The organism is Cardiobacterium hominis (genome assembly GCF_900637305.1).
GTDB classification, from domain to species: Bacteria; Pseudomonadota; Gammaproteobacteria; order Cardiobacteriales; family Cardiobacteriaceae; genus Cardiobacterium; species Cardiobacterium hominis.
Map to the genome: position 1 here is coordinate 142079 of NZ_LR134365.1, position 7922 is coordinate 150000.

Below are 7922 nucleotides of genomic sequence, written 5' to 3' on the forward strand. Positions count from 1 at the left end.
GAGCGCCCACGATAATGGCGCTCCTTTTTTCTGGCTGACGCACATGGATTTTTCCTATCTTCGCGAGGTGTTGCCGCAGTACGTGGCGGCAACGTGGCAAACGCTCCAGCTTTCGCTGTGGGGTGTGGCGCTGTCGCTCGTTTTCGGTTTGCTGGTTTGTATCGCGGTGGTGTACCGCCTGCCGTTTTTTGCGCCTGTCTGCCGCGCTTATATTGAGTTGTCGCGCAATACACCGTTGCTGGTGCAGTTGTTTTTCTTGTATTACGGCCTGCCGAAGTTCGGCATTCGCTTGTCCGGCTTTGCCTGCGGCGTGATTGGTCTCACTTTTCTCGGCGCGGCGTATATGGCAGAAGCCTTCCGTGGCGGCATCGCCGCGGTAAGCCGGGTGCAGGGCGAGGCGGCGCTGGCCGTCGGCCTGACGCCCGCGCAGGCGTTTCTTTATGTGATTTTTCCGCAGTCGCTCGCCGCCTCCATTCCGGCGCTGGTCGCCAATACGCTGTTTTTAATCAAGGAAACGTCCGTGGTTGGCGTGCTGGCGGTGGTGGAGCTGCTCAATGTCAGCAAGGAGTTGATTGGCCTGGATTACAAGACCAACGAGGCGCTATTTTTGCTGGTGCTTGGCTATGCCAGCATTTTACTGCCGGTGATTGTCGCCGCGCCGTGGCTGGAGCGACGGGTACGGAGGGCGGCCTATGGGCGCTGATTTTCCCTGGCTCGCCTACGGCTGGCGGCTGTTGCAAGGCGCGGGCGTTACGCTCGCCATTTCGCTGGCCGCGATGCTGGTTTCGCTCGCCGGCGGCGTCTTGCTCGGCGTGCTGATGACCCTGCCAAACCGCTTTTTGCGCTTCCTCTGCCGTGCGTATCTGGAGTTCATTCGCTTCATGCCGGTGCTGGTGCTGCTCTATATTTTTTATTTCGGCCTCGCCGCCTGGTTTGGCTGGCATTGGCAGGCGTATAGCGTCTGCATTTTGGTGTTCAGCCTGTGGGGCATCGCCGAGATGGGTGATTTGGTGCGCGGCGCGCTGGTTTCCATCGACCCGCACCAGCGCGAGACGGCGCTTGCCATCGGCCTTAGCCCGGCGCAGGTGTTTCGCTATGTGTTGCTGCCGCAGAGTGTGCGCCGCGTCCTGCCCGGCGTGGTCAATCTGCTGACGCGGATGATTAAGACCACCGCGCTGGCGGCGCTCATCGGCGTGGTGGATGTGGTCAAGGTGGCGCAGCAGGTGATTGAGCTGCACCCCTGGGCGTCTTACTGGATTTACGGGATTTTGTTCATGCTTTATTTCTTGCTGTGTTACCCGCTGTCGCTGCTTGCCGCGCGCCTGGAGCGGACGCCATGAGCGCGCTTTTGACCCTCGCCCATATCGACAAGTTCTACGGCGCAACGCACGCCCTGCGCGGCATCAACCTCGAAGTGCAAAGCGGCGAAGTGGTGGTGCTGCTCGGCCCGTCCGGCTGCGGCAAAAGTACGCTGCTGCGCTGCATTAACGGTCTGGAACCCATCCAGGGCGGCACGATTGCCCTGCAAGGTCATGGCGTGCTGGGGCAGGACATCAGCTGGCACGCAGCAAGGCAGCACATCGGCATGGTTTTCCAAAGCTATGAGCTGTTTAACCATTTGAGCGTCATCGACAACATCCTCCTCGGCCCGTTAAAAGCGCAAAAACGCGCGCGCGCCGAAGTGGAAGCGCAGGCCGACCGCCTCCTGCAACGCATCGGCCTCTACGAGCGCAAAAACGCCTGGCCGCGCGAACTCTCCGGCGGGCAAAAGCAGCGCATCGCCATCGTCCGCGCCCTTTGCCTTAACCCGAACCTGCTCTTGCTTGACGAAATCACCGCCGCGCTTGACCCGGAAATGGTGCGCGAAGTGCTGGACGTGGTGCTGGAGCTCGCCGCCGACGGCATGACCATGCTCATCGTTACCCACGAAATGGGCTTTGCGCGCAAAGTCGCTGACCGCATCCTCTTTATGGACCACGGCGAAATCATCGAAGAAAGCGCGCCGGAATCCTTCTTCACCGCACCCGCCAGCGCGCGGGCGCAGGCTTTTCTCAACCTCATGCACTACCAGGAGTACACATGAAAAAAACCGCCATCCTCGCCGCCCTGCTCGCGGCAAGCGCCATCCCCGCCTTCGCCGCCACCCCGGACGAACTCAAAGCCAAAGGCGAAGTGCGCATCGGCGTCTTCAGCGACAAGCCGCCCTTTGGCTATGTGGATGCCAACGGCGTCTCGCAGGGCTTTGACGTCGAAATCGGCCGCTACCTCACCAAACAACTGCTCGGCGACGAAGCCAAAGCCAAATTCGTGCTGGTAGAAGCAGCGAACCGCGTCGAATACCTGCGCTCCAACAAAGTGGACATCATCCTTGCCAACTTCACCGTTACCCCGGAGCGCGCCAAAGTAGTGGATTACGCCAAACCGTATATGAAAGTCGCGCTCGGCGTCGTCTCGCCGGACAAAGCGCCCATCAAAAGCATCGACGAACTGAAAGACAAAACCCTGCTTTTGAACAAAGGCACCACCGCCGACCGCTACTTCAGCAAAGAACACCGCGACATCAAAAGCCTGAAATACGACCAAAACACCGAAACCTTCAACGCCCTGCTTGATGGCCGTGGCGACGCGCTCGCCCACGACAACACCCTGCTGCTCGCCTGGGCGAAAGAGCATCCCGGCTACAGTGTCGGCATCACCCGCATCGGCGAAGACGATTTCATCGCGCCGGCGGTTGCCAAAGGCGACGACGCGCTGCACGCCTGGCTGGATGAACAAATCGACGCGATGAACCAAAACGGCGCGATGCAGGCGGCGTATGAAAAAACTCTGAAGCCCGTTTTCGGCGACGACGTTCCTGCAAAAGACATTCTGGTCGAGACAAAATAAACCGTTGCCTTTACGGCAAAAGCCCGCGATGCGGGCTTTTGCTTTTTACCTCGAGAGCCATCTACATTTCGCTGAATAGCCAAACAAAGTACAACACGCCAAAATGCACTTCATAAAGCGTCGCAGGCAATACTTGCCCCTATGAAACGGAACAACTACGACTTTCTTAATTATGCCTTTAGTCATTCACAAAAATCTCTATCTCTAGGCTCAAATACATTCATTGACAATTCCAGCAAAAAATCATATTTGCCCATATTTGGGCTGTATTTACGAATGGTCGCCAACAACCTTTTTGTGACTTCGCGGCTACTATCAGAGCCAAAAAGCGGTTTACTGGTGTTAAATATCGTCTTGCGAAAACAGCTGGTATCTGGACGCGGCACCCAAAGAAAATAAAGAAAGCAATTATATCCACCTCGGTGATTCGATCTGCATACCTTTCCTGCATAGTTTATAGATTCCCAGAGAATAGTTTCTTCGCTCCCCGGCTTCATACCATAGTACCAATAATGCAATCCTTGTTGATCAAAGCGTATATAACTTCGCGTATATAACTTCTCAATTTTATATCCGAAATCCAATTTCTAATAGAATCCATGGAAACATGCAACATAATAGCGAACAACAGCATCATGAAAAACATCATGATAATGACGGCATGCATGTCACCCGGTTCATTAAATGTCGCCAAAAACAGAGAGAGAAACAAGGCGATGACAATAGCGGCCAAAATACCCCCAAATATCAAAAAAATCAGACAATCCATCACAATGCCACTCGTGCCGAAATACCATTTCTCCTGAAAATCATCAGGTAATTGTGCCGCATCCAAAGTGAGAATTGGGCGGGCAGGTTTTATTTCAGCCACAATCTGCGAGGACAACAACTAAGCCAGCGCTTTACCACCTATTTCATTTCCATCAGCATCATGGAATATGACACTATTCATTAACAGCATCACAGATGCTGCACGATCCATATAACTGAAATCACCTTCTTCGCGCCAGACTAACACCAAAAAACAGTCGTATTTATATTTATAAACCTCATCTACCCAAACATCCAGCATGGCTGACCACGGAATGAACAATGGTTCCAGATGTCCCAGTGCACGATGCCAAATCGTCAACCCTTTCGCTTCCAACCGTATAAACTCGCGCTGCAAAATAAATTTGGCATAACGATAATTTAGATAGCAAGCGTATGCAAACAAGACCAGTAATAGTAGAAGCAACAGCAGAAGTAATAGTATCTCGATAAATTCGCCTTCTATTCCCTCTAAAGGTTTGGCATTTAGCAACATAGTTTGAACAAAAAGCCAACCAAAAAATACGGCACAGCCCAGCGAAAGCAAAAAAACGGCAATAAGGACGAGGAAAAGCAATCACAAGTGGCAATTTAAGCGTCATAAGTTACAGTAGTATCAGCGAAACACCGCATCATTATAGCGCTCCGCCTTTATCCTTCGCAGAACATTCTGTTCATCTACCTTAATTTCAGCCTCAGTATAGAGGACGTAGTTTCGTGTTTGACTTCATCGACGGACAGAGCCTGCTGGCTGATGCTATCCATCAGCACCATCACGCCGAAACCGCGGCCAAAATAGGTGGTTTCCATGATGATGTTAGCTTTTCCGAGACGCGCAAGGTGTGGCAACAGCTACTGCGCGAGGGCATCAAGATGGCGCATGGCACGGTTGAAAGGCTGATGTGCCGCGCCTGTTTGCAAGGTATGGCGCGGCAAGGGCAAGCGCAGCACGCTCAGCGAGGGATGCCCAGCGCTACCGGACCTGGTCAAACGCGACTTCAGCGCGAGCCGCCCCAATCGGCTTTGGGTGGCGGACTTCACCTACGTGCCGACACGTAGTGGCTTTGTTTACACGGCCTTCGTTATTGACGTGTACAGCCGTTATATCGTCGGCTGGCGGGTGATGAGCAGCATGGAAACGACGCTGGTATTTGACGCGCTGGAGCAGGCGCTACACGCGCACGGGATGCTGGGCGGACTCACCCACCACAGCGACCGTGGCAGTCAGTACCTGTCGCTATGTTACAGCGCGAGAGTGGGAGAAGCGGGGGTGAAAGCCTCAGCAGGTACGACTGGCGATTCCTACGATAACGCACTGGCGGAAAGCATCATTGGCCTGTACAAGACGGAAGTGATTGCCATTGCTCAGGCGATGTTAGCATCTGGCAAGCCGTTTAACCCAGCTATGCAGGGCGGGAACTGCTAAATGATTTGACGATGCTAATGGTATCTATGGCATAGTTTTCAGCGGAGCGCCTTAATATGAGCTTTAGTCGGATGGTTATAGCCATACAGCACCATACAACGCTTTAGATAAATGCTATATCTACGACCGTCGGACTTATATCATGTCTATACAAAGGAAAGGCCAACGACTCGTTGGCCTTTAATTTCCGCGAGACGGCTAAGACTTAATTACCCTTGTCAGCAGCCTCGGTAGCCTTCTTCGCTTTGGAGACTTTTTCTTTCCCCTTGCCTTCCGTATTTTTCGCGTCAGTCGCGGCCTTGTCTTCGACTGCCTTCACAGCCTTGCCCTTCCCTGCCTTCTCTGTCGCTGCCGCTTTATCTGCTTCTCCGCCTTTATCTTCAACTCCTGCGGATTTGGCTTGCTCTACCGCCACGCCCTTGTCACCTTCAACTACGATTTCACTACGCAGTTTTTCCAACGTTGCCTTACCTACTCCCTTGACATTGAGCAGTTCTTCCACGTTTTTAAAACCACCGTGCGCTTCGCGATAGGCAATGATATCTGCGGCCTTCTTGGCACCAATACCTTTCAATGTTTGTAATTCTTCCTGGTTTGCCGCGTTGATATCCACTACAGCCAAAGCAGCTGTGGACAGTCCCAAGATTGCGCTCATCAGCAAGACTTTGATGGTTTTCAGCATGGTTCATTCCTCGCATGTAAAAAATGGATTAAATGCGTCCGTTTCCTGGACGCCAAGCCATTCTGGCATATCCTGCCCCGCCGAATCAACAAAAACCTCTAGATGGTATAAAGAAAAAGCCTCCGGTTTCCCGGAGGCTTTGTATTAAAACCTGACAGTGTCCTACTCTCACATGGGGAAGCCCCACACTACCATCGGCGATGCTGCGTTTCACTTCTGAGTTCGGCATGGGTTCAGGTGGTGCCACAGCTCTATGGCCGTCAGGAAAACCGGTTACATTCAATTCCCTCTGATGCTTTGCATCAGATTCGCGTAATTCTTTTCGCCTCAACTTCTGAGCAGCTCAAAATAACTTGAGCGTTGTATGATCAAGCCTCACGATCAATTAGTACTCCTTAGCTGCATGTATTACTACACTTCCACATGGAGCCTATCAACGTCGTAGTCTTCAACGGATCTTTAGAGACCTTTAAGGTCTAGGGAGATCTTATCTTGGGAGGGGCTTCCCGCTTAGATGCTTTCAGCGGTTATCCCTTCCGAACATAGCTACCCGGCTGTGCCACTGGCGTGACAACCGGTACACCAGAGGTTCGTCCATTCCGGTCCTCTCGTACTAAGAACAGCTTCCCTCAAATCTCCAACGCCCACGGCAGATAGGGACCGAACTGTCTCACGACGTTCTGAACCCAGCTCGCGTACCACTTTAAATGGCGAACAGCCATACCCTTGGGACCTGCTACAGCCCCAGGATGTGATGAGCCGACATCGAGGTGCCAAACTCCTCCGTCGATATGGACTCTTGGGAGGAATCAGCCTGTTATCCCCGGAGTACCTTTTATCCGTTGAGCGATGGCCCTTCCATTCAGAACCACCGGATCACTAAGACCTACTTTCGTATCTGCTCGACTTGTCTGTCTCGCAGTTAAGCGGGCTTCTGCCTTTGCACTCTTGGTGCGATTTCCGACCGCACCGAGCCCACCTTCGCACTCCTCCGTTACTCTTTGGGAGGAGACCGCCCCAGTCAAACTACCCACCAGACACTGTCTGCAACCCGGATTACGGGTCTACGTTAGAACATCAAAATAAGCAGGGTGGTATTTCAAGGTCGGCTCCACAGAAACCAGAGTCTCTGCTTCAAAGCCTCCCACCTATCCTATGCAACTTATTTCAATGTTCAGTGTCAAGCTGTAGTGAAGGTTCACGGGGTCTTTCCGTCTTGCCGCGGGTACACTGCATCTTCACAGCGATTTCAACTTCACTGAGTCTCGGGTAGAGACAGCGCCGCCATCGTTACGCCATTCGTGCAGGTCGGAACTTACCCGACAAGGAATTTCGCTACCTTAGGACCGTTATAGTTACGGCCGCCGTTTACCGGGGCTTCGATCAAGAGCTTGCACCCCATCAATTAACCTTCCGGCACCGGGCAGGCGTCACACCCTATACGTCCACTTGCGTGTTTGCAGAGTGCTGTGTTTTTGATAAACAGTCGCAGCGGCCTATTCTCTGCGGCCTCCAACAGCTATTCACTATCAGAGGCATACCTTATCCCGAAGTTACGGTATCATTTTGCCGAGTTCCTTTACCCGAGTTCTCTCAAGCACCTTGGAATTCTCTTCCTACCCACCTGTGTCGGTTTGGGGTACGGTTGTCATAATCTGAAGCTTAGAGGCTTTTCCTGGAAGCAGAGCATCAACCACTTCGTTTCCGTAGAAACTCGTCATCACGTTTCAGTCTTAGGAACCCGGATTTGCCTAAGTCCCCAACCTACGCGCTTAAACACACATCCAACAGTGTGCTGGCCTAGCTTTCTCCGTCCCCCCATCGCAATTATGATCAGTACAGGAATATTAACCTGTTTCCCATCGACTACGCGTTTCCGCCTCGCCTTAGGGGCCGACTCACCCTGCGCCGATTAGCGTTGCGCAGGAAACCTTGGGTTTTCGGTGTGCGGGTTTTTCACCCGCATTATCGTTACTCATGTCAGCATTCGCACTTGTGATACCTCCAGCATGCTTCTCAACACACCTTCTTCGGCTTACACAACGCTCCCCTACCACTTGCATCTTCATGCAAATCCGCAGCTTCGGTAGACAGTTTAGCCCCGGTAAATCTTCCGCG

7 protein-coding genes, 2 rRNA genes and 1 pseudogene (1 of these 10 cut by a window edge) are annotated in these 7922 nt (G+C 52.8%); 5 read left to right on the plus strand and 5 right to left on the minus strand.

The window, feature by feature from the left end; all coding sequences use genetic code 11:
* The first annotated feature begins 43 nt into the window (after nucleotides 1-43).
* The 4 genes from EL199_RS00635 to EL199_RS00650 are packed head-to-tail and all read left to right on the plus strand — an operon-like array spanning nucleotide 44 to nucleotide 2886.
* Nucleotides 44-703 carry an amino acid ABC transporter permease gene (locus EL199_RS00635; RefSeq protein ID WP_004142693.1) on the plus strand — a complete coding sequence of 220 codons (660 nt, stop codon included), beginning with the start codon at nucleotides 44-46 and terminating at the stop codon, nucleotides 701-703.
* Nucleotides 693-1340 (plus strand): amino acid ABC transporter permease, encoded by a 648-nt coding sequence (locus EL199_RS00640; protein WP_004142691.1) that lies wholly within the window; start codon nucleotides 693-695, stop codon nucleotides 1338-1340. The genes EL199_RS00635 and EL199_RS00640 overlap by 11 nt, the downstream gene beginning before the upstream one ends.
* A complete protein-coding gene (locus EL199_RS00645) occupies nucleotides 1337-2083 on the plus strand; it encodes an amino acid ABC transporter ATP-binding protein (protein ID WP_004142689.1) in 747 nt (248 codons plus the stop codon). Before EL199_RS00640 ends, EL199_RS00645 begins: the two co-directional genes overlap by 4 nt.
* Entirely contained in the window at nucleotides 2080-2886 is an 807-nt protein-coding gene (locus EL199_RS00650) for a cysteine ABC transporter substrate-binding protein (RefSeq protein WP_004142679.1), read from the plus strand. Before EL199_RS00645 ends, EL199_RS00650 begins: the two co-directional genes overlap by 4 nt.
* 493 nt (nucleotides 2887-3379) lie before the next feature.
* Here EL199_RS00650 and EL199_RS00655 read toward each other — a convergent pair whose 3' ends face one another.
* Nucleotides 3380-3757 carry a hypothetical protein gene (locus EL199_RS00655; protein ID WP_126315939.1) on the minus strand — a complete coding sequence of 126 codons (378 nt, stop codon included), beginning with the start codon at nucleotides 3755-3757 and terminating at the stop codon, nucleotides 3380-3382.
* 18 nt (nucleotides 3758-3775) lie between these two features.
* Nucleotides 3776-4273, minus strand: a complete 498-nt coding sequence (locus tag EL199_RS00660) for a hypothetical protein (RefSeq protein ID WP_004142665.1) — start codon at nucleotides 4271-4273, stop codon at nucleotides 3776-3778.
* Between the two features lie 260 nt (nucleotides 4274-4533).
* Between EL199_RS00660 and EL199_RS00665 the strand changes: the two are divergent.
* A pseudogene (locus EL199_RS00665) lies at nucleotides 4534-5053 on the plus strand (IS3 family transposase); the annotation flags it as partial.
* 274 nt (nucleotides 5054-5327) lie between these two features.
* On the opposite strand, the gene EL199_RS00670 reads toward EL199_RS00665, so the two are convergent.
* From EL199_RS00670 to EL199_RS00680, 3 genes are all read right to left on the minus strand, one after another.
* Nucleotides 5328-5804 carry a ComEA family DNA-binding protein gene (locus EL199_RS00670; RefSeq protein ID WP_004140246.1) on the minus strand — a complete coding sequence of 159 codons (477 nt, stop codon included), beginning with the start codon at nucleotides 5802-5804 and terminating at the stop codon, nucleotides 5328-5330.
* Between the two features lie 149 nt (nucleotides 5805-5953).
* Nucleotides 5954-6069 (minus strand): 5S ribosomal RNA (gene rrf / locus EL199_RS00675).
* 99 nt (nucleotides 6070-6168) lie between these two features.
* Nucleotides 6169-7922: ribosomal RNA gene (locus tag EL199_RS00680) — 23S ribosomal RNA — on the minus strand; it runs 1104 nt beyond the window's last position.